A 23,844-nucleotide genomic window follows, 5' to 3' on the forward strand; every position below is an offset into this window, starting at 1 on the left:
TCTACTTCGCGGCTGCGGTGCTTGTGGCGGCGGCCTGATGGGGTGAGAATTCCGACGCGGGCGGTTCGCTGACGTCGACGAATTCGGTGGGGTCCCCCGATTGTACCGCCTCGGAACCGGCGCGCTCGCGCCCGGGCTGGTACGGCGACGGCTCGAGGCCGAAGTGGCGGCGCTGCACCAGCAGGATGACGATGCCGACCACGATGCCGAGGATCGCCGCCCACACGTTCGTGCGCAGGCCGAAGTAGATCTCGCTCGGGTCGATCCGGATGGACTCCCACACGACGCGTCCGGCGCCGTACCAGATCAGGTAGAGCGCGAACAGGCGGCCCCACTGCAGACGCAGGCGGTTGCCGATCCAGAGCAGGAAGACCACGCCCAGGACGTTCCAGATCACCTCGTAGAGGAACGTCGGGTGGAACAGTGTGTCCTCGGCCAGCCCGGGCGGGAATGCCGCGTTGTCGGGGTCGATCTCGAGGCCCCAGGGCAGGTCGGTGGGCCAGCCGTACAGCTCCTGGTTGAACCAGTTGCCGAATCGGCCGATCGCCTGCGCCAGGAGGAGCCCGGGCGCGAGCGCGTCCGCGAACGTCCAGAACCGGATGCCGGTCCACCGGCAGCCGAGCCAGGCGCCGACCGCGCCGCCCAGGAGCGCGCCGAAGATCGCGATGCCGCCCTCCCAGATCGCCCAGACCGAGCCGGGCTGCGTCGGGTTCCACGGGTTGGAGCCCTCGCCGAAGTAGAACCCGGGGTGCGTCGCCACGTGGAAGATGCGCGCGCCCACGATCGCGAGGGGCACCGCCAGCAGCGCGATGTCGATCACGATCCACGGCTCGGCGCCGCGCTTGGTGAGGCGGCGGTTCGTCATCAGCGTGGCGATCACGATGCCCGCGATGATGCACAGCGCGTAGAAGTGGATGCGCACCGGGCCCAGGTCGATGTAGCTGACCGGCGGGCTGGGGATGCTCGTGACGACGCTCACAAGGGCGGAAGACAGCATGGTCCCGAGTCTAGTTCTCCGCGAGGCGGATGCCGGACGGGGTCAGCGCTTCGTGCCGGCGGCGAGCTCGCGCGTCGTGGCGGCGAGCTGCTCGACGCCGCCGTCGCGCAGGGCGCGAACGAGCGCCGTGCCGACGATCGCGCCGTCGGCGTACTCGAGCACGCCCGCGATCTGGTCGGCGGTCGAGATGCCGATGCCCACGCACGCGCGCGCGGCGCCGTGCTCACGCAGGCGCTCGACGAGCGTGCGAGCGGCCGCGTCCAGCTCGGCGCGCTCGCCCGTGATGCCCATGGTCGAGACCGTGTACACGAAGCCCGTGGTGTTGCGCACCACGAGGTCGAGGCGCTCGTCGCTCGAGGTCGGCGCCGCCAGGAATACTCGGTCCAGGCCGGTGCGCTCGCTCGCCGCGATCCACTCGGGCGCCGCCTCGGGGGTGATGTCCGGCGTGATGAGCCCCGCGCCGCCGGCGGCCAGCAGGTCGTCGGCGTAGCGGTCCACGCCGTACTGCACCACGGGGTTCCAGTACGTCATCACCAGCACGGGCACGTCGGTGCGCGCCGTGATCTCGCGCAGCGCGGTGAACAGGTCGCGCGTGCGGAAGCCCGCGGCCAGCGCGGCCTGCGTGGCCTCCTGGATGATCGGGCCGTCCATCACCGGGTCGCTGTAGGGCGGGCCGAGCTCGATGATGTCGACGCCGTTCTCGGCGAGCGCCACGGCCGCGTCGATGCTGGTCTGCAGGTCGGGGTAGCCGACGGGCAGGTACCCGACGAAGGCGCCGCGGCCCTCTGCGTGGGCCTTCGCGATGGCGTTCTCGACCGCGGATTTCGACTCGGTCACTTCGTGCCCTCGCTCGATCTGGTCGCTTCGCGACGCATCATGCCTGTGCTCCCTGCGTGCCGTGCTGGTCGGCGGTCTGGGCGTCGTCGTACAGGTCGAAGTACCGCGCCGCCGTGTCCATGTCCTTGTCGCCGCGGCCCGAGAGGCACACCGCGAGGATCGCGTCAGGGCCGAGCTCGCGCCCGATCCGCAGCGCCCCGGCCAGGGCGTGCGCCGACTCGATCGCGGGGATGATGCCCTCCGTGCGGCTCAGCAGCCGCAGCGCCTGCATCGCCTCGTCGTCCGTCGCGGGGATGTACTCGGCGCGGCCGATGGACGCGAGCCACGAGTGCTCCGGGCCGACGCCCGGGTAGTCCAGGCCGGCCGAGATCGAGTGGGACTCGACCGTCTGACCGTCCTCGTCCTGCAGCACGAAGGTGCGCGCCCCGTGCAGCACGCCCGGGCGGCCGCGCTCGATCGAGGCCGCGTGACGCGGGGTGTCGACCCCGTCGCCGGCGGCCTCCACGCCGTACAGGCGGACACCCTCGTCATCCAGGAACGCGTCGAACATGCCGATCGCGTTCGAGCCGCCGCCCACGCACGCGAGCACGGCGTCGGGAAGGCGGCCCGCGCGCTCCAGCAGCTGCGCGCGCGCCTCCTCCGAGATGATCTTCTGGAAGTCGCGCACCATGGCGGGGAACGGGTGCGGGCCCGCCGCCGTGCCGAAGATGTAGTTGGTCGTCTCGACGCTCGCGACCCAGTCGCGGTACGCCTCGTTGATCGCGTCCTTCAGCGTGCGCGAGCCCGTCTTGACCGCGACGACCTCGGCCCCGAGCAGGCGCATGCGAGCGACGTTGAGCGCCTGGCGCTCGGTGTCGACCTCCCCCATGTAGATCGTGCACTCGAGGCCGAACAGGGCGGCGGCGGTCGCGGTCGCGACGCCGTGCTGGCCGGCGCCGGTCTCGGCGATCACGCGCGTCTTGCCGAGGCGGCGCGTGAGGAGGGCCTGGCCGAGCACGTTGTTGATCTTGTGCGAGCCCGTGTGGTTGAGGTCCTCGCGCTTCAGGAAGATGCGCGCGCCCCCGGCGTGCTGCGCGAACCGCGGCACCTCGGTCAGCGCCGACGGACGCCCGGCGTAGTCGGCCAGGAGGCCCGACAGCTCGGCCGTGAATGACGGGTCGGCCATCGCCTCCGCGTGCGCGAGGGCGAGCTCGTCGATCGCCGCGATCAGCGACTCCGGCATGAATCGACCGCCGAACTCCCCGAAGAAGGGGCCGGGCTGGTCACGCAGGCTCGTCAAGATCCGGCCTCCAGGAACGCGTTGAGGGTCGCGACGGGATCGCCCGTCACGAGGGCTTCGCCGATCAGGACGACGTCGGCGCCGGCCGCGCGGTAGTGCGCGACGTCGGCGGGCTGCAGCACGGCCGACTCGGCGATCTTGATCGCATCCGCCGGGATGCTGTCGGCCAGGCGGCCGAACAGGTCGCGGTCGAGCTCGAAGGTCGAAAGGTCGCGCGCGTTCACGCCGATCAGCTTGGCGCCGAGGTCGGCGGCGCGCGCCACCTCGTCGGCCGAGTGGGTCTCGACGAGCGGCGTCATGCCGAGCTCGACGATCAGGCCGTAGAGCTCCGCCAGCACCGGCTGCTCGAGCGCGGCGACGATCAGCAGCACGAGGTCCGCGCCCGCGGCGCGCGCCTCCATCACCTGGTACGGCGTGGCGATGAAGTCCTTGCGCAGCACGGGCAGCGACACGGCCGACCGCACCGCCGTCAGGTCCTCCAGGCTGCCCTTGAACCGCCGCTGCTCCGTGAGCACGCTGATGGCGGAGGCGCCGCCCTGCTCGTACAGCCGCGCCTGATGCGCGGGATCCGGGATGGCCGCGAGGTCGCCGCGCGAGGGGCTCGCGCGCTTGACCTCGGCGATGATGCGCACGCGCTCGGCGGGCGCGAGAGCCGCGAGGGCGTCACGGGCGGGCGGCTGCGAGAGGGCGATGCGCTCGACCTCCGCGAGGGGACGGATGAGCCGGCGGTTCTCCGCGTCCTCCACCGACCCGGCCGTGAGGTCGGCCAGCAGCATCAGTGCGCTTTCGGGGTGTACTTGTGTCCGTTGGCGCCGTAGCCGGCCTTCGTCAGGATCCAGCCCACGACCGCACCGAGGACGAGAAGCCCGACCGAGACCCACACGAGCCAGATGGCGTCGAGGAACAGCGCGACCGTGCCGAGGGCGATCGCCACCAGCATGATGATCACGGCCGTCCACGCGGCGGGCGAGTGTCCGTGGCCGGGGTCGCCGATCTGGTTGCTCATCTCGTGTGTTCTCCTTCGATGCGTGGGACGGGGAAAGTCTATCGGGCCCACCCGGGCGGCTCGGACCCCGGATGATGCGGGATGCCGTTCAGCGGGCGGCGGTCAGCGTGTGGGGTCGTCGCCCCGGGACAGGTCGTCCCAGCAGTCGATCGCGTCCAGCGGGCCCGCGTCGGAGGCGCGGGTCGCGGCGGCCGCGGCGCCGTCGTAACGGCGTCCTCCCCTGGCCCAGCGGTGCGCCGTGACGAGCACGGCGACGCCGGCGAACCCGATCACGACCGCGCAGACGAGCGTCACGGCCGGCCAGGCCGTGGACGCGGTCGAGAGCACGACCTCGGCGATCGCCTCCTCGCCGGCGAGCCCGGTGCGCTCGGTGACCGCGGGGGCGACCGCCGACGCAGGCGGACGGCCGATCAGGGGCGCCGTGAGCGCGGCGACCGCTGCCGCCACCGCGACGGCCAGTGCCCCGAGGACATACCGCAGCGCGCGGCCGACGAGCGTCAGGACGAGCCCGAGCGCGAGCGCCGTCAGCATCAGGGGCTGCAGGACCGGCACCGCGGTGGCGCCGGGCACGTCGACGTCGCCGTCTGCCAGGGCGGCCAGCGCCCACGTCTGGGTCGAGCCGATCAGCCCGAGCGCGCCGGCCGCGAGGATCGCGACGACGGTGAAGGTCCGTGCGCGGGTGCGCACGCTCATCCGGCCGCCTCGTCGGCGATGCCCGACACCGCGCGCAGATCCCGGTCGAAGCCCTCGCCGTCGTCGAAGCACGCGCGCGTTCCCGTGTGGCAGGCGGGCCCGGTCTGGTCGACCTTGAGCAGCACGGTGTCGCCGTCGCAGTCGATGCGCGCCTCGACGATGCGCTGGATGTTGCCCGACGTGTCGCCCTTGCGCCAGTACTCCTGACGCGACCGCGACCAGTAGGTGACCCGGCCGGTCGTGAGCGTGCGGCGCAGCGCCTCGGCGTCGAGCCAGGCGAGCATCAGCACCTCGTGCGTATCCCACTGCTGGACGATCGCGGGCACCAGGCCGTCGGCGTTGAACGCGACCCGGGCGATCCGCTGCTCGAGCTCGGGGTCCGCGGGCGTGGTCGCCTCGCTCATCGGGTCTCGATCCCCTCCGCGCGCAGCGCGCGCTTGACGTCGTCGATCGTGAGCTGGCCGGAGTGGAAGACGCTGGCCGCCAGCACCGCGTCGGCGCCGGCCTGCACCGCGGGCGGGAAGTGCTCGGGCGCGCCCGCGCCGCCTGAGGCGATCACCGGCACGGTGGAGAGCTCGCGCATCAGGCGGATGAGCTCCAGGTCGAAGCCCTGACGCGTGCCGTCGGCGTCGATCGAGTTCACGAGGAGCTCCCCCGCGCCGCGCTCGATCGCCTCGCGCGCCCACGCGAGCGCATCCAGGTCGGTCTCGGTGCGTCCCCCGTGCGTGGTCACGACGAAGCCCGACGGTGTGCGGGGCGAGCGCTTCACGTCGAGGGACAGCACGAGCGCCTGGGCGCCGAAGCGGTCCGCGATCTCGTCGAGGAGCGCCGGCCGCGCGATGGCCGCCGAGTTCACCCCCACCTTGTCGGCACCGACGCCCTGCAGGCGCGCGACGTCGTCGACCGAGCGGACGCCGCCACCCACCGTGAGCGGGATGAAGACCTGCTCGGCCGTGCGCTGCACGACGTCGTACATGGTGGCGCGCGCGTCGACCGTCGCGGTCACGTCGAGGAACGTGAGCTCGTCGGCCCCCTGCTCGAAGTATGCGCGGGCCAGCTCGACGGGGTCGCCCATCTCGCGCAGGTTCTCGAAGTTGACGCCCTTGACGACGCGGCCGTCGGCCACGTCGAGGCACGGGATGACCCGGGTCGCGACTCCCACGGCTACAGCCTCGCGTTGTGGATGGCCGTCACGAGGATCGCGCGCGCGCCCAGCTCGTACAGGTCGTCCATCACGCGGTTGACGCCCTTGCGGGGCACCATCACGCGCACGGCCACCCACTCGGGGTCGCGCAGCGGCGAGATGGTGGGCGACTCGATGCCGGAGGCGATCTCCACCGCGCGGTCGACGAGCTTCGCCGGGAGGTCGTAGTCGACCATGACGTACTGGCGCGCGACCATCACGCCGCGCAGGCGGCGCAGCAGCGTCTCGGTGCCCTCGACGTCCTTGGGGCCCGTGATGAGCACGGCCTCGGACTCGAGCAGCACGGGGCCGAAGATCTCGAGGCCCGCCTGGCGCAGCGTGGTGCCGGTCGACACGACGTCGGCGACCGCGTCGGCGACGCCGAGCTTCACGGCGGACTCGACCGCGCCGTCCAGGGGCACGATGTCGACGGCGACGCCGCGCTCGTCGAGGAACGCGTCCACGAGACCCGGGTAGGCGGTCGCGACGCGCACGCCCTCGAGCTGCTCGAGCGTCTCGAAGCGGCCGGGAGGGGCCGCGAAGCGGAACGTGGAGTCGCCGAAGCCCAGCGACTCGATCTCGCGCGCGGGCATCCGGACGTCCAGGAGCAGGTCGCGCCCGGTGATGCCGACGTCGAGGGCGCCGAGCGCCACGTAGGTGGCGATGTCCCGCGGACGCAGGAAGAAGAACTCGACGTCGTTCGCGGCGTCGATCAGGTGCAGCTGCTTCGAGTCACGGCGGCCGGCGTAGCCGGCCTCGGCGAGCATCTCGGCGGCGGTCTCGGACAGGGATCCCTTGTTCGGGACGGCGATGCGGAGCATGGGTGCTTTCGGGTGAGGGGTCGACGAGGCGGGGAGCGGCCTACAGATGTCGGTAGACGTCGGCCGGCGTCAGGCCCTTCGCGAGCATCATGACCTGCACGTGGTACAGCAGCTGCGAGATCTCCTCGGCGGCCTCGTCGTCCGACTGGTACTCGGCGGCCATCCAGACCTCGGCGGCCTCCTCGACGATCTTCTTGCCGATGGCGTGCACGCCGGCGTCCAGCTGCGCCACGGTCCCCGATCCCTCGGGCCGCGTCTGCGCCTTCTCGCTCAGCTCGGCGAACAGCGCGTCGAAAGTCTTCACCCCTCAAGGCTACCGGGGATCCGAAGCCCGCTCCGCTCGCACCGGGTCAGTGTCGGCACCGCGCCCCCGGCATGCGGCCGTAAGGCGGGTGCAGCCACGTTTCGACTCCGGCTCGTTCCTCGCCTCCGCTCAACGACCGGGCGTTGGACCTCGACCGTCGTGCGAGCGCAGCGAGCGTGCCGCGGATGCGGCCCGCGCGCGAAGCGCGCCCTCACGCGGGCGTGAGAAATCAATGAAGATGCGGGCGGGCGAGGTGGCGGAGCGTATCGATCGCCACGTCGATGTCGTCGGCGCCGTACACGGCGGATCCGGCGACGAACGTGTCCGCGCCGGCCTCGGCGGCCTGCTCGATGGTCGACGCCGAGATGCCGCCGTCCACCTGGAGCCACACGTCGGCGCCGCGCCGGCGGGTCTCGTCGGCGAGGCGGCGGAGCTTGGGCATCGTGTCGGCGCGGAACGACTGGCCGCCGAAGCCCGGCTCGACCGTCATCACGAGGATCTGGTCGAACTCGTGCAGGTGCTCGAACAGCTGCTCGACGTCGGTCGCGGGCTTCACCGCGACGCCGGCGCGGGAGCCGATCTGCCGCAGCCGCCGGGCCAGCGCGATGGGCTCGGCCGCCGCCTCGAGGTGGAACGTCACCGACGCCGCACCGAGCTCCGCGTATCCCGGCGCCCAGCGGTCGGGGTCGTCGATCATGAGGTGCACGTCGAGCGGCACCGGGCTGGTGTCCTGGATGCGCGCCACCATCTGCGGACCGAAGGTCAGGTTCGGCACGAAGTGGTTGTCCATGACGTCCACGTGCACGAAGTCCGCCGCCGAGATGCGGGCGAGCTCGTCCTGCATGTTGACGAAGTCCGCCGACAGGATGCTCGGGTTGATGCGCGGCGCGGGGAGGTCCGAGGGATGCGGCATGTGGTCCATTATCGGCGGCGGCGCAGGAGCGCCAGGAACATCGCGTCGGTGCCGTGGCGGTGCGGCCACAGCTGCGCATGCCCGGCACCGCTCTCGGGGACCGGCAGGTCGAGCGCGCCGCGCGACACCCGGCGCAGCACCGCCCGCGCGTCGAGCTCCTCGACCGCGTCGCCGAGCTCGTCCCGCACCTGGGCCACGATCGCGGCCGTCTCGGCGAGGTGCGGCGAGCACGTGACATAAGCGACGACGCCGCCCGGCTTCAGGGCGCCGATCGCCTCGCGCAGCAGGCCGGTCTGGATCTCGGCGAGCTCCGCGACGTCCGACGGCTGCTTGCGCCAGCGCGCCTCGGGGCGGCGGCGCAGCGCGCCGAGCCCCGTGCACGGCGCGTCGACGAGGATCCGGTCGTAGACGCCGCGATTCTCGGCGGCCAGCTCGCGTCCGTCGCGCTCGTGCACGACGACCTCGAGCGGCACCGCCTCCAGCGCGCGCCGCACCAGGCCCGCGCGGGCCGGCACGAGCTCGTTGGCCTCGAGCCGCGCGCCGTGTGCGAGCGCCTCGGCCGCGAGCAGGGCCGTCTTGCCGCCGGGGCCGGCGCAGAGATCCAGCCACCGCTCCCCCGGCTCGACCGGCGCGTGCCGGCTGAGCGCGAGCGCGACGAGCTGCGAGCCCTCGTCCTGCACGCGCACGGTGCCGCCCGACTCCCGCACCAGCGGCTCGGGGTCGCCCGAGCGCAGCCGGAAGCCCACGGGCGAGTACGCGGTGCGGAGCCCGTCAGGCTCGGCGAGCCCCGGCAGCGCCGCCATGGTCACGCGGGGCGACACGTTGTCGGCATCGAGCAGGTCGTCGAGCTCGTCCGCGCGTCCCTCGGCCGCGAGGGCGCGGCGCAGCGCGCGGACGATCCAGACCGGGTGCGCGGCCTCGAGGCCGATGCGCTCGTCGTCGGAGCGCGCGGTGTCCGCGACCCGCGCCATCCACTCGCCCGGTCTGTCGCGGGCGACGCGCCGGAGCACCGCGTTCGCGAAGCCCCCCGCGCCCGCGCCCGAGGCCTCGCGGGCGAGCGACACCGACTCGTTCACGGCCGCGTGCGACGCGACGCGCGTGGCCATGAGCTGATGCACGCCGAGGCGCAGCGCGTCCAGCACGGGCGGGTCGATCGACGCCGCGTCGCGGTCCGCCGCCGCGGTGATCACGGCGTCGTAGGTGCCGAGGCGCCGCAGCGTTCCGTACGTCAGCTCCGTCGCGAGCGCGGCGTCGCCGCCCGACAGGCCGGCGCGCTCCAGCTCGCGCGGCAGCAGCAGGTTGGCGTACGCGTCGGATTCGTTCACGGCGCGCAGCACGGCGTAGGCGGCGCGCCGCGCGGGCTGGACGAGCGTGCGCGGTCCGCCGGGTGCGCGGCGGGGCCGCGCGGAACCGGGCGCGGACCGGCGGGGGCGCGCGCCTCCGTCGCGGTGCTCGACCATCATCGGGTCGCCTCGGGCGTCTCGAAGACGACGTCGGCGCGCGTGCCGCGCGCCCAGGCGGCGGCGTCCATCGCGGCCTTGCCCGCGGGCTGCACGCGCTCCACCAGGATCGGCTCGGTGCCCGTGCCGACCAGCACGCCGCGCTTCACCGCCCGCGCCCGGCCGGGCGGCAGCGGCTCCTCCGCGTCCGCGTCCGCCGGCCGCGCCGCGAGGATCTTGAAGCGCGCTCCGTCGAGCAGCGTGTGCGCGCCCGGCTCGGGGGTCACGCCCCGGAACCGGTCGAGGACGCGGTCCGCGGGCTCGCGCCAGTCGAGCAGGCCGTCGTCGATCGACAGCTTGGCGGCGTGCGTCGCCTCGCCCTTCTGTGGCACCGCGACCGCCGTTCCCGCCGCGATGCCGTCGACGACGTCGGCGAGGAGCCCCGCTCCGAGATCCGCGAGCGCCTCGAGCACATCGCCCGCCGTGGCGTCCGCGGGCACGTCGTAGCGCAGCTCGTCGAACACGTCCCCGGCGTCCAGCTCCGGGACGAGCCGGAACACTGCGGCCCCCGTCACGCGGTCGCCGGCCATGAGCGCCCGCTGCACCGGCGCCGCCCCGCGCCAGCGCGGCAGCAGCGAGAAGTGCAGGTTGATCCAGCCGTGCGGCGGCAGCGAGAGCAGCGGCTCGCGCACCAGCCCGCCGTAGGCGACCACGACCGCGAGCTCCGGGTCCAGCGCCGCGATCCGCTCCGTCGCCTCGGCGTCGAGCCGGGCCGCCTTGATCACGGGCAGGCCGAGCTCCTCCGCGGCGGCCGCGACGGGTGACGGGGTGAGCACGCGCTTGCGTCCGAGGGGCGCATCGGGGCGGGTCACGACCGCGGCGATGTCGTGGCCGGCGGCGTGGAGGGCGTGCAGCGACGGCACCGCCACCGACGGGGTCCCGGCGAACACGATCCTCAGCCGCGGAGCTCGTCGATCAGTGGTCATCCGCATCCCTCGCCTCGCGCGCCACGGAGCGGGCGCATTCACAGTTCGGGCTCGACGATGTCGAGCCTCGCCGTAAGCATATTCCGCGGCGCCCGGGACCTCGCCGAGCCCTTGCGCGCCGAGCGCGCGCTCACGGCCTCCGAGACGACCGACGCGCGCAGGCTGGTCGCGACCGCGGCGCCTCGCGCGTAGTCGAAGCGCACCAGCGCACGCGCGCCGGGCCAGCCCTGCCGGTCGATCGGCACCGGCCCGAGCACGGCGTCGGCGGCGAGCTCGGGCACGTCGGCCCGCAGGGTGGCGAGCGCCCGGTCGACCGCCGAGACGTCGCCCTCGAGGCGGGCCACGCGCGCGGTGGGCGGCATCCGCAGCGGCGCGCGCTCGTGCAGCTCGGCGCGCGCGTAGGACGCCTGGGTCCAGGTCGCGAGGGCGCGGGCGACCGCGCCGGTGACGCCCACCAGGTGCACGGGGGCGTCCGGCGCCGCCAGGGCGGCGGCATTGGACCACCAGCGCAGGCAGGACTCGCCGATGCGCAGCTCGGGCGCCTGCAGCATGCGGTCGCCGTCGAGCAGCAGCACGGCGCGGTACCCGCCCTCGGCGATCGGCTCCGCCCCGCGCGTGGCGACCACCAGCGCGGGGCGGGCGTCGACCTCGCGCACCGGGTGCGCGCCGTCGGCCACGATCACGCGCACGCCCGGGAAGGCGCGACCCAGCTCGTCGGCCGTGCGCTCGCTGCCCGAGGATGCCAGGCGCACGCGCGGCGACGAGCAGGCCGGGCACGTCCAGGCGGTCGCCGACCGGCCGCACCACCCGCACACGGGAGTGGCGCCGCGCCCGGGCGCGTGGAGCGGCCCGCCGCAGTGCCGGCATCGCGCCGGCGCCCGGCAGTCGGCGCACACGAGCGTGGGCGAGTACCCGGGCCTGGCCACCTGCACGAGGACCGGCCCCTCGGCGAGCCCCTCGCGGGCCGCGCGGAACGCCGCGGACGGGATGCGCGCACCGGGCCGCTCGCTCTCCGTCACCGCGCTGAGGACCACGCGCGGCGCGTAGCGGCGCGCGGGCGGGACGTCCTCGACCCATCCCACCGCGACCAGCCGCTCGACGTCCGTCGACCTGGTGTGCCCCGCGAGAAGAAGCGCCGGCTTCTCCCCCGTCTCCGGGTCCGCGAGCTCCTGGCGGACGAGCGCGGCGTCGCGCGCGTGCACGTACGGCGCCAGCGGCTCCTCGAGCAGCGGATCGCCGTCGTCCCAGAGGGCGAGGAGGCCCGGCCGGGCGACCGGCGCGTACACGGCCGACCGGTTGCCGACCACGACGCACGGCGCGTCCTCCAGCGTGCGCAGGAATCCGCGGTACCGCTCGGGCCCGGTCTGTCCGGCGTCGTGACGCACCACGGCGTCGTCCGGGAGCAGCGCCGAGAGCGCGGCGTGCAGCAGGTCGAGATCCCGGTGATCGGGAACCGCCAGCACGGCCGAGCGTCCCGCCGCGAGCGTGGCGGCCGCCGCGGCTGCGAGGACCGAGGTCCATGCCGGCCGCGCGCCCTCGAGCCGCGGCGGCGCGTCCAGCGCGATCCGCCCGCCCGCGGCGATCCTTTCGGCGAGGCCGGGGTAGGCGTCGAGCACCGCGCGAGCCGTCTCGAGGGAGTCCGCCGCGACGACCGGGGCCGGCGCGCGCTCCCCCGCGAGCCACTGCTTCTCGACGCGCACCTGGCGCTTCGGGATCGCCAGCCGCAGGATGTCGACGGCGGAGCCCGCCGCGCGATCCGCGACCCGGCGCGCGAGCGTGTAGAGCCGCTCCGGCAGCACCGCCGCCGCCGATACGACCGCGTCGATCTCCGAGAGCGCGCGGTCCCCGTCGGACTCGTCGCCCACCTCGACGACGTAGCCGTCGACCACGCGCCCCGCGGTGCGCAGCGGCGCCTTGATCCGCACGCCCGGCACGGCCTGCTCCCGCAGCTCGTCCGGGATCGCGTAGTCGAAGAGGCGATCGAGCTGCGGCAGGGGCGAGTCGATCAGCACGCGCGCGACGCGCCGCGGCATCCGGCTGTCTCCGGTCAGAGCCCGGCGGCGCGGCGCAGCTCGTCGACCCGCGTGGTCTGCTCCCACGTGAAGTCCGGCAGCTCGCGTCCGAAGTGCCCGTACGCCGCGGTCTGCGCGTAGATCGGGCGCTTCAGATCCAGCGCCTCGAGGATCGCGGCGGGGCGCAGGTCGAACACCGACCGGATCGCGTCGACGATCGCGTCGTCGGAGACGCGGCCCGTGCCGAAGGTCTCGACGTACAGGCCCACGGGGTTCGCCTTGCCGATCGCGTACGCGACCTGCACCTCGAGCCGATCGGCCAGGCCCGCGGCGACCGCGTTCTTGGCGACCCAGCGCATCGCGTAGGCCGCCGAGCGGTCGACCTTGGAGGGGTCCTTGCCGCTGAACGCGCCGCCGCCGTGACGCGCGGCGCCGCCGTAGGTGTCGATGATGATCTTGCGGCCCGTGAGGCCCGCGTCGCCCTTGGGGCCGCCGGTCACGAAGGGGCCCGCCGGGTTGATGTAGAGCTTGACGCCCTCGTGGTCGAGGCCGGTCTGCTCGAGCACCGGGCGGATGACGAGCTCCTCGATCTCGCCACGCAGCTCGTCCTGGGTCATCTTCGGGTGGTGCTGCGCCGAGATCACGACCCCGTCGACGGTCTTGGGCGTGAAGCCCTCGTAGCCGAGCGTGACCTGGGTCTTGCCGTCGGGCCGCAGGAACGGCATCTCGCCGTTGCGCCGCACCTCGGTCAGCCGCTCCGCCAGGCGGTGCGCGGTCCAGGCGGCCATCGGCATGAGCTGCGGCGTCTCGTTCGTCGCGAAGCCGAACATGATGCCCTGGTCCCCCGCGCCGAGCGCGTCGTACGCGTCGGACGAGCCCTCGCGGATCTCGAGGGCCTTGTCGACTCCCGCGGCGATGTCGCTCGACTGCTCGCCGACCGAGACGCTCACACCGCACGAGTCGCCGTCGAAGCCCATGTCGCTCGACGTGTAGCCGATGCGGTTGATGACGCCGCGGACGATCGCCGGGATCTCGACGTACGCCTCCGTGCGGATCTCGCCCGCGACGTGCACGAGGCCGGTCGTGACGAGGGTCTCGACCGCCACGCGGCTCTCGGCGTCCTGCGCCAGCAGACCGTCGAGGATGCTGTCGGAGATCTGATCGCAGATCTTGTCCGGGTGCCCCTCCGTCACGGACTCTGACGTGAAAAGCCGAAGGCTCATGTGCTCTCCTCAAATGAAAGGCGGTCGCCGCCTATTCTGGCGGCGACCGCCGACACCGTGCGGTCCTCGGCGCGGAGCGCGAGTGTGCTGTTACTCCGCGTGACGCAGGCGCAGCTTGTCCTGGTGGATCTCGTGCAGCGCGATCGTGAGCGGCTTGTCCTCGACCGACGAGTCGACCAGCGGGCCGACGTTGTCGAACAGGTTCCCCTCGTGCAGGTCGGTGTAGTAGTCGTTGATCTGGCGGGCGCGCTTGGCGCCGTAGATCACGAGCTGGTACTTCGAGTCGACCTTGTCGAGCAGCTCGTCGATGGGCGGGTCGATGATGCCCTTGTTCTCCGTGGTCATGCGGAACCTCCTGTGCGGGCGACGGCAGTCGCGGGAAGACGGTCGGGGCCGGGCGCGGCCGCGTGGGCACGCGGCGATCAGCGCTCGGACGCCTGCGTCAAGTCTACGACCTGGCGCGCGGCGGTGGCGACGTCCTCGTTCACGATGTGGAAGTCGAACTCCCCCTGCGCCGCGAGCTCCACCTTGGCGGTGCGCAGCCGGCGGGCGCGCTCCTCCTCGTCCTCGGTGCCGCGACCGACGAGTCGGTTGACCAGCTCGTCCCAGCTCGGGGGCAGCAGGAACACCAGCGACGCGCTCGGCTCGGCGGCGCGCACCTGGCGGGCGCCCTGCAGGTCGATCTCGAGCAGGACGGTGCGCCCCTCCGCCAGCGCGCGGTCGATCGGGCCGCGCGGCGTGCCGTAGCGGTGCTTGTTGTGCACCACCGCGTGCTCGAGAAGCTCGCCCTCCGCGATCATCCGGTCAAACTCGGCGTCGTCCACGAAGTAGTAGTGCACGCCGTCGACCTCACCCGGGCGCGGCGCGCGGGTCGTCGCCGACACCGAGACCAGGATCTCGGGGTGCTCCTCGCGGATGCGGGCCGAGACCGTGCCCTTGCCGACCGCGGTCGGACCGGCGAGCACGAGCAGCCGGCTGCGACCGGGCCGCGGCCGCGGCTCGGGCATGCGGCGGTCGAGCCACTCCTGCAGCGCGGCGCGCTGCCGCGTGCCGAGGCCGCCCAGGCGCTTGACGGGCGAGATGCCCAGCTGGGTCAGGATGCGGTCGCGCTTGCCCTCGCCGATGGCCGGCAGGGCCGTCAGGAAGTCCGGCACGCGCAGGGTGCCGGCGGGCGACGCCGGATCGGCGACCGCGCGGCGCAGCACCTCCTGCGGCGTGACGACACGGGTCGCGAGGTCGCGCTTGAGCGACGCGCGGGCGCGTCGGGCGGCGACGGCCTTGCGCGAGGCGGCGGCGCGGTCCACCTCCGGCGGCCGCTGCGAGCTCGGTGCGGCGTCAGACATCGGGGGTCTCCCCTCGGGCGGGTGACGGGGCGGCGGGCGGGTAGGAGGCGGCGGCCGCGGCGATCGCGTCGGCGATCCCGTCGGGTCCGGCCGACAGGATGCTGCGGCTCTCGCTCGCGATCACGGCGGGCGCCATGGGCCCGTAGATGGAGGCGAGCCGATCAGCGCGCGCGCCCTGGTGGCCGAAGCCGGGCGCGAGGATCGGGGCGAGCGGCGCGAACGGCGCGAGGCCCGCCTCGGCCCAGTCGACCGTGGCGCCGATCACGAACCCGATGCTCCCCCACGCGCCGTCGGCGATCGCGGCCGCGTTGCGGTCCGACACCTCGGCGACGATCTCGGACGACACCGTGGCGCCGCCGGCCGTGACGGCGCGCTGCAGCGCGGTCGCCTCGGGGTTGCTGGTCGCGGCCAGCACGAAAGCGCCCTTGCCGTGGGCGTGCGCGAGGTCGAAGGTGCCCGCCAGGGCGCCGACCCCGAGGTAAGGGCTCACGGTGAGCGCGTCCGCCTCGAGCGGCGCGCCGGGCGTCAGCCACGCCGCGGCATAGGCGTCCATGGTCGAGCCGATGTCGCCGCGCTTGGCGTCCGCGATCACCACGAGCCCGGCCGCACGCGCGGCCGCCAGGACGTCTTCGAGGGCCGCGAGCCCCGCCGATCCGTGGCGCTCGAAGAACGACACCTGCGGCTTCACGAAGCCCGCGCGCGTCGCGGCGGCCTCCACGACGCGCAGGCCGAACTCGCGCACGCCCGCGGCGTCCGCGGCCAGCCCCCACGCCGCCAGCAGAGGCTCGTGGGGGTCGATGCCGACGCAGAGGTGCCCGTGCCGCCCGATCGCGGCGCGGGCGCGCTCCCCGAACGTCGTCACAGCCGTCCCCGGATCATCGGGCCGCCACCGCCTCCGGCGCGGCGGCCGTCCGGCCCTCGCGCTCGGCGGCGTACTCCTGGAGGCTCTTGACGCGGAAGCCGTCGGCCATGGTCTCCATGGCGCTCACGGCGGCGCCGAGCGTCGCGATCGTGGTGAACAGCGCCTTGTCGCCGCCGACCGCGGCCGCGCGGATCTCGTAGCCGTCGGCGCGCGCCGACATGCCGCTCGGCGTGTTCACGATCATGTCCACGCGGCCCGCGTTGATCAGGTCGACGATGTTCTCCTCGCCGGTCTCCTGCGTCGCGCTGTACTTGCCCACGACCTCGGCGCGGATGCCGTTGCGCAGCAGGATCTCGGCCGTGCCCTCCGTCGCGAGGATCGTGAAGCCGAGCTGCTGCAGGCGGTGCGCCGGGAGCAGCACGTCCCGCTTGTCGGAGTCGGCGACCGAGATGAACACCGTGCCCCCGAGCGGGATGCCGCCGTACGCGGCCGCCTGGCTCTTCGCGAACGCGGTCGGGAAGTCGCGGTCGATGCCCATGACCTCGCCGGTCGAGCGCATCTCCGGGCCCAGCACGGAGTCCACGATCTGGCCGTCGCGGGTGCGGAAGCGCTTGAACGGCAGCACCGCCTCCTTGACCGACACCGGCGAGTCCATCGGTACGCGCGAGCCGTCGACCGCGGGCAGCAGCCCCTCGGTCCGCAGCGCGTCGATCGTCTCGCCCGCCATGATGCGCGCGGCGGCCTTGGCGAGCGGGATGCCCAGGGCCTTGGACACGAACGGGACGGTGCGGCTGGCGCGCGGGTTCGCCTCGATCACGTAGAGCACGCCGGCGCTGATCGCGAACTGCACGTTCAGCAGGCCGCGCACGCCCACGCCCTGCGCGATCGCGAGCGTCGCCTGGCGGACGCGGTCGATCTCGGTGCGGCCGAGCGACATGGGCGGCAGCGCGCAGCTGGAGTCGCCCGAGTGGATGCCGGCCTCCTCGAGGTGCTCCATGACGCCGCCGATGTAGAGCTCGTGGCCGTCGTAGAGCGCGTCGACGTCGATCTCCACGGCGTCGTCGAGGAACCGGTCCACGAGCAGCGGGGCGTCGGAGCCGATGATCGCGTGCTCCGCGATGCGTACGAAGTAGTCGCGCAGGCTCGCGGTGTCGTACACGATCTCCATGCCGCGTCCGCCGAGCACGAAGCTCGGGCGCACCAGCACCGGGTAGCCGATCTCCTCGGCGATGCGCACGGCCTCGGCCTCGTCGGTCGCGGTGCCGTTGCGCGGGGCGACGAGCTCGCCGCGCTCCAGGATCTCGCCGAACAGCTTGCGGTCCTCGGCGAGGTCGATCGCGGCGGGGCTGGTGCCGAGGATGCGATAACCCGCCGCCTCGATGCCCTTGGCCAGGCCCAGCGGCGTCTGGCCGCCCAGCTGGCACACGACGCCGTGGATCTCGCCCGACAGCGACTCGGCGTGCAGCACCTCGAGCACGTCCTCGAGCGTCAGCGGCTCGAAGTACAGGCGGTCGGAGGTGTCGTAGTCGGTCGAGACGGTCTCGGGGTTGCAGTTGACCATGACGGTCTCGTAGCCGGCGGCCGAGAGCGCGAACGACGCGTGCACGCACGAGTAGTCGAACTCGACGCCCTGGCCGATGCGGTTCGGGCCCGATCCGATGATCACTACCTTCTTGCGGTCGGAGGGCGTGACCTCGGTCTCGAAGTCGTAGCTCGAGTAGTGGTACGGCGTGAGCGCGGGGAACTCCCCGGCGCACGTGTCGACCGTCTTGTAGACGGGGCGCAGGCCGAATCCGTGGCGGATTCCGCGCACCTCGACCTCGCTCAGGCCGCGCAGCTGCGCGATCTGGGCGTCCGAGAAGCCGTGCTCCTTCGCGAGGCGCAGCACGCGCTCGTCGAGCCGGTCGGCGTCGGCGACCGCCTCGGCGACCTCGTTGATCAGCACGATCTGGTCGAGGAACCACGGGTCGATCGCGGTGGCCTCGAACGCCTGCTCGACCGTGGCGCCCTTGCGCAGCGCCTGCTGCACGAGCACGATGCGGCCGTCCGTGGGCGTGCGCGCCTCGAGCAGCAGCTCGTCGACCGAGCGGGGCTCGTCGCCCCAGTGGAAGCTCGAGCCGCGCTTCTCGATCGAGCGCAGCGCCTTCTGCAGCGCGGTCGCGTAGTTGCGGCCGATCGCCATGGCCTCGCCGACCGACTTCATGGTCGTGGTGAGCGTCGGGTCGGCGGCCGGGAACTTCTCGAACGCGAAGCGCGGCACCTTCACGACCACGTAGTCGAGCGTGGGCTCGAACGACGCGGGCGTCACTCCCGTGATGTCGTTGGGAACCTCGTCGAGGCGGTAGCCGAGCGCGAGCTTGGCGGCGAGCTTGGCGATCGGGAAGCCCGTGGCCTTCGACGCGAGCGCCGACGAGCGAGACACGCGGGGGTTCATCTCGATGACGATGATGCGGCCGTCGGCCGGGTTGACGGCGAACTGGATGTTGCAGCCGCCGGTGTCGACGCCCACCGCGCGGATGATGTCGATGCCGATGTCGCGCAGCTTCTGGTACTCGCGGTCCGTGAGCGTGAGCGCCGGGGCGACCGTGATCGAGTCGCCCGTGTGGACGCCCACCGGGTCGACGTTCTCGATCGAGCAGACCACGACCGTGTTGTCGGCCGTGTCGCGCATGAGCTCGAGCTCGTACTCCTTCCAGCCGAGGATCGACTCCTCCAGGAGCACCTCGGTGGTGGTCGACTCGCGCAGGCCCTGGCCGGCGATGCGGCGCAGGTCCTCCTCGTCGAACGCGAAGCCCGAGCCGAGGCCGCCCATCGTGAACGAGGGGCGGACGACCAGCGGGTAGCCGAGCTCGGCGGCGCCGGCGAGCACCTCGTCCATGGTGTGGGCGATCACGCTGCGCGCGACGTCGGCGCCGGCGTCGAGCACCAGCTGCTTGAAGATCTGGCGGTCCTCGCCCTTCTGGATCGCCTCGACCTTCGCGCCGATCAGCTCGACGTCGTACTTCTCGAGGATGCCGCGCTCGTGCAGGGCCATGGCGGCGTTGAGCGCGGTCTGGCCGCCCAGCGTCGGCAGGATCGCGTCGGGCTTCTCCTTGGCGATGATCGTCTCGATCACCTCGGGGGTGATCGGCTCGATGTACGTCGCGTCGGCGAAGTCGGGGTCGGTCATGATCGTGGCCGGGTTCGAGTTCACGAGGATGACGCGGACGCCCTCCTCGCGCAGCACGCGGCACGCCTGGGTGCCCGAGTAGTCGAACTCGCAGGCCTGACCGATGACGATCGGGCCCGATCCGATGACGAGGACGGAGGAGATGTCGTCGCGCTTAGGCATTCGCGTCCTTCTTGCTGAGGTGCTCCACGACCATGTCGCGGAATCGGTCGAAGAGGTAGTTGGCGTCGTTCGGGCCGCCCGCGGCCTCGGGGTGGTACTGCACCGAGAAGGCCGGGATGTCGAGGGCGCGCAGGCCCTCCACGACGTTGTCGTTGAGGCCGACGTGGCTGACCTCGACGCGGCCGTAGCCGGCGGGGCTGTCGAACTCGCCCTCGAGGGGCGCGTCGACCGCGAAGCCGTGGTTGTGAGCCGTGATCTCGACGCGGCCCGTGAGCTTGTCGCGCACCGGCTGGTTGATGCCGCGGTGACCGAAGGGCAGCTTGTAGGTGCCCAGGCCGAGCGCGCGGCCGAGGAGCTGGTTGCCGAAGCAGATGCCGAAGAAGGGCAGGCCCTCGTCGAGGACGCCGCGCAGCAGCTGCACGTGGCCCTCGGACGCGGCGGGGTCGCCCGGGCCGTTGGAGTAGAACACCGCGACCGGGTCGATCGCGAGCAGCTCCTCCTTGGTGACGCTCTGCGGCAGGACGTGCACCTCGAAGCCGCGGCGCGCGAGGTTGTTCACGGTGGCCTGCTTGATGCCGAGGTCGATCACCGCGAGGTTGCCGATCTTCTCGCCGTCGGCGGGGGTCACGGCGGCGACCTCGACCGACACCTGGCCGGAGAGGTTCTGTCCGGTCATCTGCGGGGCCTCGTTCACGAGACGCAGCTGCTCGTCGGCGTCCAGGCCCGCGGCCTCGCCCGAGAAGATGCCGCCGCGCATGCTGCCGGCCGAGCGGATGTGGCGCGTGATCGCCCGCGTGTCGATGCCGCTGATGCCGACGATGCCGTCGCGCTCGAGGGCGTCGTCGAGCGACTCCTCCGCGCGCCAGTTCGAGACGACGCGCGAGGGGTCGCGCACGATGTAGCCGGCGACCCAGACGCGGCGCGACTCGGGGTCCTCCGTGTTGACGCCGGTGTTGCCGATGTGGGGCGCGGTCTGGAGCACGATCTGGCCGGCGTAGGACGGATCCGTCAGGGTCTCCTGGTAGCCGGTCATGCCGGTGGTGAAGACCACCTCGCCGAGCGTGGTGCCGCGCGCGCCGTACGCGTGGCCGGCGTAGCGCGTGCCGTCTTCGAGGACGAGGACCGCAGGGTCCCGGTCCAGCAGCGAAGTGCGGTCGAGCAGGGATGTCATCACAGGGCTCCCGTCGGGGTGGAGGCGGAGTCGGTGCGCAGGCGGTCGACCTCGGCCACGAGGGCGTCGGGGTCTCCGTCCTGCAGACGCAGGTAGGTGTCGCAGATCGTGCCGTCGTCGGCGGTCCAGGCCAGCAGCACGAGGCCGCCCGGCTCGACGACGCGGTCGATGGTCCAGGTGGCCCGGCCGACGCCCGCGATGCGCGTCGCGTCGAGGAAGACCGTGGGTTGGCCCGGCATGTCCAGGGCGACGCCCGCGGCCGTCACGGTGACCTGCACGCGCGAGCGGTACGCGAGGTGGCGCACGGCCAGCCGGTCGAGCGGCGCATCGTGGCGCGTGGTGGCCACGTACAGGCCGCCGAAGACCCCGCGGCTCTCGCCGCGGGCGGGCCCGAGCGGCGCCGCGATGCCCGCGTCGCGGCGGGCGCGACGGCGCCAGCCGCACAGCATCAGCGCGATCAGCGCGAGCGCGATCCCGGCGAACACCAGGACGGTGACCTCGCCGCTCACGCGGTGCCCCCGAGCTCGACCAGCTCGCCGTCGGCGAGCGTGACGTAGCCGCGGTGGATCGTCCACCGGACGCTGCCGGGGAGCTCGCGTCCGAGATACGGCGAGTTGCGGCTGCGGCCGCGCAGGTCCTCGAGGCCGAACTCGCCGCCGCGCGACGGGTCGTACAGCACGACCTCGGCGGGCGCGCCGGCGACCAGGTCGGTGCCGTGACCGTCGAGGCGTCCGATGCGCGCGGGGGTCTTGGACATCACGCGCGCGACGCCCGCCCAGTCGAGCAGGCCGGTCTCGACCATCGACTGGTGCACGACCCGCAGCGCGCTCTCGAGCCCGACCATGCCGTTCGCGGCGGCCTGCCACTCGCACGCCTTGCTCTCGGACGGATGCGGTGCGTGGTCGGTCGCCACGATGTCGATCGTGCCGTCCGCGAGGCCCTCGCGCACAGCCTCGACGTCCTCGGCGGTCCGCAGCGGCGGGTTGACCTTGTAGCGGGCGTCGTAGTCGCGCACGAGCTCGTCGGTCAGCAGCAGGTGGTGCGGCGTGACCTCGGCGGTGACGTCGATGCCGCGCTTCTTGGCCCAGCGGATGATGTCGACCGATCCGGCCGTCGACAGGTGGCACACGTGCAGGCGGGAGCCGACGTGCTCGGCGAGGAGCACGTCGCGGGCGATGATCGACTCCTCGGCGACCGCGGGCCATCCGGCGAGACCCAGCTCGGCCGACACGACGCCCTCGTTCATCTGGGCGCCCTCGGTGAGGCGGGGGTCCTGCGCGTGCTGCGCGACGACGCCGTCGAAGGCCTTCACGTACTCGAGCGCGCGGCGCATGATCAGCGGGTCCCACACGCAGAAGCCGTCGTCGCTGAACACGCGCACCTTCGCGCGCGAGTCCGCCATGGCGCCGAGCTCCGCGAGCCGCTCGCCCTTCTGCCCGACCGTGACCGCCCCGATGGGCTGCACCGTGGCGTAGCCGGCCGCCTCGCCGAGCGCGAGCTCCTGCTCGACGACGCCGGCGACGTCCGCGACCGGCGAGGTGTTCGGCATCGCGAACACCGCCGTGTAGCCGCCCGCGGCCGCCGCGCGCGTGCCGGTCAGGATCGTCTCGCTCGCCTCGTAGCCCGGCTCGCGCAGGTGGGTGTGCAGGTCGACCAGGCCTGGCAGCGCGATCAGCCCGTCGGCGTCGATCACGCGCGCGCCGGCGCGGGACAGGCCGCTGCCGACCTCGGCGATCCGGCCGTCCTGGATCAGCAGGTCCGCACGGTCCCCGCCCTCGATCGCCGCTCCGGTGATGAGGAGCACCTCGCTCATCGCTCCTCCTCCGTCGTTCGCTCCGCGTTCGTCCGCTCCCCCGCCAGCAGCAGGTAGAGCACCGCCATCCGCACGGACACGCCCGCCTTGACCTGCTCGAGCACGGTCGAGCGGGGCGAATCGGCCGCCTCGGCGGAGATCTCCAGGCCCCGGTTCATGGGTCCGGGGTGCATCACAATGCTACCGGCCGGCAGGGCCGCCAGCCGCACCGGGTCCAGCCCCCAGCGGCGCGAATACTCCCGCTCAGAGGGGAAATACGCGGCATACATGCGCTCGAGCTGGATCCGGAGCATCATCAGGGCGTCCGGGCCGGCGGCGATCGCCTCGTCGAGGTCGTACCGCACGGTGACGGGCCACAGCGAGATGTCCTGCGGCAGCAGGGTGGGAGGCGCGACGAGCGTCACCTCCGCGCCGAGCGTGTGCAGGAGCCAGACGTTCGAGCGCGCGACGCGGGAGTGCAGGATGTCCCCCACGATCGCGACCCGGAAGCCCTCGAGGTCGCGGCCGCGGCTGTCGGCCCCGTACCGGCGCTTGCGCATGGTGAACGCGTCGAGCAGCGCCTGCGTGGGGTGCTCGTGCGTGCCGTCGCCGGCGTTCACGACACCCGCGTCGATCCATCCGCTCGTCGCGAGCGTGCGCGGGGCGCCCGACGCGCCGTGCCGGATGACCACGGCGTCGGCGCCCATGGCCTGCAGCGTCTGGGCGGTGTCCTGCAGGCTCTCGCCCTTGGACACGCTCGAGCCCTTGGCCGCGAAGTTGATCACGTCGGCCGAGAGGCGCTTCGCCGCGGCCTCGAACGAGATGCGCGTGCGGGTCGAGTCCTCGAAGAACAGGTTGACGACCGTCTTGCCGCGCAGTGTGGGCAGCTTCTTGACCTCGCGGGACTGCGTGTCGGCCATGTCCTCGGCGGCGTCGAGGATGCGGATCGCGTCCTCCCGCGCGAGCGTGCGGGTGTCGAGCAGGTGCCTCATGCGCCGGCCTCCTCGGTGCGGCCGGCGGGCGTCTCGATCGACACGCCGTCCTCGGCGCCGTCGACCTCGGAGAGGCGCACGTTGACGCGCTCGCTGCGGGCGGACGGCAGGTTCTTGCCGACGAAGTCGGGGCGGATCGGCAGCTCGCGGTGCCCGCGGTCGACGAGGATCGCGAGGCGCACGGCGGCGGGGCGTCCGATGTCCTGCAGCGCGTCGAGCGCCGCGCGGATGCTGCGGCCCGAGAACAGCACGTCGTCCACCAGGACCACGACCTTGCCGTCGATCGGGGCAGGGATGTCGGTGGGGTGCGGCGTGCGCGTCGGGTGCTTCGCCAGGTCGTCGCGGTACATCGTGACGTCCAGGGCGCCCACCGGGACCGCGACGCCCGCGAAGCGCTCGATCAGCGCGGCGAGCCGGCGGGCCAGGGTGACGCCGCGGGTCGGGATGCCCAGCAGGATCAGATCGTCGGGGCCCTTGTTGGACTCGAGGATCTCGTGTGCGATCCGAGTCAGGGCCCGCGCGATGTCGGCGTCATGCAGCACAGTGCGTTCGGTCGCGCGCGTGCTCATCGGCCTCTCCCTTCTCCGCCTCACGGGACGGTGTTAAAGGTGCAGGTGAGTTCATCTTACAGCTCGCTTCGCTCGCACGCGGCTCCACAGG

24 protein-coding genes are annotated in these 23,844 nt (G+C 73.2%); all 24 read right to left on the reverse strand.

Annotation, left to right across the window (positions count from 1 at the left end):
• Position 1: 1 nt before the first annotated feature.
• Positions 2–997, reverse strand: coding sequence for a prolipoprotein diacylglyceryl transferase (lgt, locus tag ASD19_RS01885; protein ID WP_082542907.1), 996 nt, complete (start codon positions 995–997; stop codon positions 2–4).
• A gap of 42 nt (positions 998–1,039) precedes the next feature.
• Complete coding sequence (gene trpA / locus ASD19_RS01890) at positions 1,040–1,834, reverse strand: tryptophan synthase subunit alpha (RefSeq protein ID WP_055988278.1); 795 nt, start codon at positions 1,832–1,834, stop codon at positions 1,040–1,042.
• 37 nt (positions 1,835–1,871) lie between these two features.
• A complete protein-coding gene (gene trpB / locus ASD19_RS01895) occupies positions 1,872–3,113 on the reverse strand; it encodes a tryptophan synthase subunit beta (RefSeq protein WP_442922492.1) in 1,242 nt (413 codons plus the stop codon).
• Positions 3,110–3,886, reverse strand: a complete 777-nt coding sequence (gene trpC, locus ASD19_RS01900) for an indole-3-glycerol phosphate synthase TrpC (protein ID WP_055988435.1) — start codon at positions 3,884–3,886, stop codon at positions 3,110–3,112. Before trpC ends, trpB begins: the two co-directional genes overlap by 4 nt.
• Positions 3,887–3,888: 2 nt before the next feature.
• Positions 3,889–4,119: a DUF6704 family protein gene (locus ASD19_RS01905; protein ID WP_055988280.1), complete on the reverse strand. Its 231-nt coding sequence runs from the start codon at positions 4,117–4,119 to the stop codon at positions 3,889–3,891.
• A 102-nt stretch (positions 4,120–4,221) separates the two neighbouring features.
• Positions 4,222–4,812 (reverse strand): Trp biosynthesis-associated membrane protein, encoded by a 591-nt coding sequence (locus ASD19_RS01910; protein ID WP_055988282.1) that lies wholly within the window; start codon positions 4,810–4,812, stop codon positions 4,222–4,224.
• Positions 4,809–5,216 (reverse strand): phosphoribosyl-AMP cyclohydrolase, encoded by a 408-nt coding sequence (gene hisI / locus ASD19_RS01915; RefSeq protein WP_055988284.1) that lies wholly within the window; start codon positions 5,214–5,216, stop codon positions 4,809–4,811. Before hisI ends, ASD19_RS01910 begins: the two co-directional genes overlap by 4 nt.
• Positions 5,213–5,974, reverse strand: a complete 762-nt coding sequence (hisF, locus tag ASD19_RS01920; protein ID WP_055988287.1) for an imidazole glycerol phosphate synthase subunit HisF — start codon at positions 5,972–5,974, stop codon at positions 5,213–5,215. The genes hisI and hisF overlap by 4 nt, the downstream gene beginning before the upstream one ends.
• A 2-nt stretch (positions 5,975–5,976) precedes the next feature.
• On the reverse strand, positions 5,977–6,816 hold the full coding sequence (hisG, locus tag ASD19_RS01925; RefSeq protein ID WP_055988289.1) for an ATP phosphoribosyltransferase: 840 nt from the start codon (positions 6,814–6,816) through the stop codon (positions 5,977–5,979).
• 40 nt (positions 6,817–6,856) lie between these two features.
• The gene (locus ASD19_RS01930; protein ID WP_055988291.1) at positions 6,857–7,120 is read right to left on the reverse strand and encodes a phosphoribosyl-ATP diphosphatase; all 264 of its coding nucleotides are present in this window, start codon (positions 7,118–7,120) and stop codon (positions 6,857–6,859) included.
• A gap of 229 nt (positions 7,121–7,349) precedes the next feature.
• Positions 7,350–8,033, reverse strand: coding sequence for a ribulose-phosphate 3-epimerase (gene rpe / locus ASD19_RS01935; RefSeq protein WP_200941037.1), 684 nt, complete (start codon positions 8,031–8,033; stop codon positions 7,350–7,352).
• Between the two features lie 8 nt (positions 8,034–8,041).
• Positions 8,042–9,496, reverse strand: coding sequence for an RsmB/NOP family class I SAM-dependent RNA methyltransferase (locus ASD19_RS01940; RefSeq protein WP_082542909.1), 1,455 nt, complete (start codon positions 9,494–9,496; stop codon positions 8,042–8,044).
• Complete coding sequence (gene fmt / locus ASD19_RS01945) at positions 9,493–10,431, reverse strand: methionyl-tRNA formyltransferase (RefSeq protein ID WP_055988439.1); 939 nt, start codon at positions 10,429–10,431, stop codon at positions 9,493–9,495. The genes ASD19_RS01940 and fmt overlap by 4 nt, the downstream gene beginning before the upstream one ends.
• A gap of 65 nt (positions 10,432–10,496) precedes the next feature.
• Positions 10,497–12,491 (reverse strand): hypothetical protein, encoded by a 1,995-nt coding sequence (locus ASD19_RS01950; protein WP_055988295.1) that lies wholly within the window; start codon positions 12,489–12,491, stop codon positions 10,497–10,499.
• Positions 12,492–12,505: 14 nt separating this feature from the next.
• Positions 12,506–13,693, reverse strand: a complete 1,188-nt coding sequence (gene metK, locus ASD19_RS01955; protein ID WP_055988297.1) for a methionine adenosyltransferase — start codon at positions 13,691–13,693, stop codon at positions 12,506–12,508.
• Positions 13,694–13,783: 90 nt separating this feature from the next.
• Positions 13,784–14,038: a DNA-directed RNA polymerase subunit omega gene (gene rpoZ / locus ASD19_RS01960; protein ID WP_055988299.1), complete on the reverse strand. Its 255-nt coding sequence runs from the start codon at positions 14,036–14,038 to the stop codon at positions 13,784–13,786.
• A gap of 77 nt (positions 14,039–14,115) precedes the next feature.
• On the reverse strand, positions 14,116–15,036 hold the full coding sequence (gmk, locus tag ASD19_RS01965) for a guanylate kinase (RefSeq protein WP_055988301.1): 921 nt from the start codon (positions 15,034–15,036) through the stop codon (positions 14,116–14,118).
• A complete protein-coding gene (pyrF, locus tag ASD19_RS01970; protein WP_055988302.1) occupies positions 15,029–15,898 on the reverse strand; it encodes an orotidine-5'-phosphate decarboxylase in 870 nt (289 codons plus the stop codon). Before pyrF ends, gmk begins: the two co-directional genes overlap by 8 nt.
• 13 nt (positions 15,899–15,911) lie before the next feature.
• On the reverse strand, positions 15,912–19,229 hold the full coding sequence (gene carB / locus ASD19_RS01975) for a carbamoyl-phosphate synthase large subunit (protein ID WP_055988305.1): 3,318 nt from the start codon (positions 19,227–19,229) through the stop codon (positions 15,912–15,914).
• Entirely contained in the window at positions 19,222–20,400 is a 1,179-nt protein-coding gene (gene carA, locus ASD19_RS01980; protein ID WP_055988307.1) for a glutamine-hydrolyzing carbamoyl-phosphate synthase small subunit, read from the reverse strand. Before carA ends, carB begins: the two co-directional genes overlap by 8 nt.
• Positions 20,400–20,909, reverse strand: a complete 510-nt coding sequence (locus ASD19_RS01985; RefSeq protein ID WP_055988310.1) for a PH-like domain-containing protein — start codon at positions 20,907–20,909, stop codon at positions 20,400–20,402. The genes carA and ASD19_RS01985 overlap by 1 nt, the downstream gene beginning before the upstream one ends.
• Complete coding sequence (locus tag ASD19_RS01990; protein WP_055988313.1) at positions 20,906–22,213, reverse strand: dihydroorotase; 1,308 nt, start codon at positions 22,211–22,213, stop codon at positions 20,906–20,908. The genes ASD19_RS01985 and ASD19_RS01990 overlap by 4 nt, the downstream gene beginning before the upstream one ends.
• Positions 22,210–23,184, reverse strand: coding sequence for an aspartate carbamoyltransferase catalytic subunit (locus tag ASD19_RS01995; protein WP_055988315.1), 975 nt, complete (start codon positions 23,182–23,184; stop codon positions 22,210–22,212). The genes ASD19_RS01990 and ASD19_RS01995 overlap by 4 nt, the downstream gene beginning before the upstream one ends.
• A complete protein-coding gene (gene pyrR / locus ASD19_RS02000) occupies positions 23,181–23,753 on the reverse strand; it encodes a bifunctional pyr operon transcriptional regulator/uracil phosphoribosyltransferase PyrR (protein ID WP_055988316.1) in 573 nt (190 codons plus the stop codon). The genes ASD19_RS01995 and pyrR overlap by 4 nt, the downstream gene beginning before the upstream one ends.
• Positions 23,754–23,844: the final 91 nt, after the last annotated feature.

Origin of the sequence: Microbacterium sp. Root53, assembly GCF_001426925.1 — a bacterium.
Lineage (GTDB): Bacteria > Actinomycetota > Actinomycetes > Actinomycetales > Microbacteriaceae > Microbacterium.